Source organism: Sphingomonas sp. 66-10 (assembly GCF_001897045.1).
GTDB classification, from domain to species: Bacteria; Pseudomonadota; Alphaproteobacteria; order Sphingomonadales; family Sphingomonadaceae; genus Sphingomonas; species Sphingomonas lycopersici.
The window spans coordinates 59,270-59,755 of sequence record NZ_MKRR01000152.1 but is presented as its reverse complement, the minus strand read 5'-3'; the positions used below and the strand labels follow the sequence as shown (position 1 = coordinate 59,755).

Here is a 486-nt window from a genome sequence, read left to right as displayed (position 1 = left end):
GGGAGGAGGTGGAGGCGATAGGCCAACCCCATTTCCTCCAACGCCCATAAGGCGCGGAACGACCGCGCATCGACGCAATGATAGAGTTCGATCATCGCCGTCCCCGTGAAGACCAAGCGCCGGTCGAGCGCATCATCATTGCCCGGTGCCCGGATTGGGCGGCGCGGCGCCGGGCTGGCCGAGCCGCGTCTTTTCCCCCGCCACCATATCGGCGACCTCGGCGAGCAGCTTGTGCGCGTCGAAGACGATCCCGTCCTTCACGGTATAACTGACCCCGCCGACCAGCTCCTGCTTGTTGGTCGCGGGGTTCAGCCGCCAATGCCCGGTGCCGTAGAGCGTCTTCAGATTGGCGAGCGGATTTTCCTTCACGATCACCAGATCCGCCAGCATCCCCGGCCGCACCACGCCGACCGGCGCGGGCGCGCCCTTGTGGCGCCACAATTCGTCGGCGCTCCACATCGTCGCCGAGCGCACGATCTCGAGCGG

The 486-nt window shown here is 66.7% G+C and carries 1 pseudogene; it reads right to left on the bottom strand.

The window, feature by feature from the left end:
* Window positions 1–135: 135 nt before the first annotated feature.
* Window positions 136–486: pseudogene (locus BGN95_RS23770) on the bottom strand (amidohydrolase family protein); the annotation flags it as partial.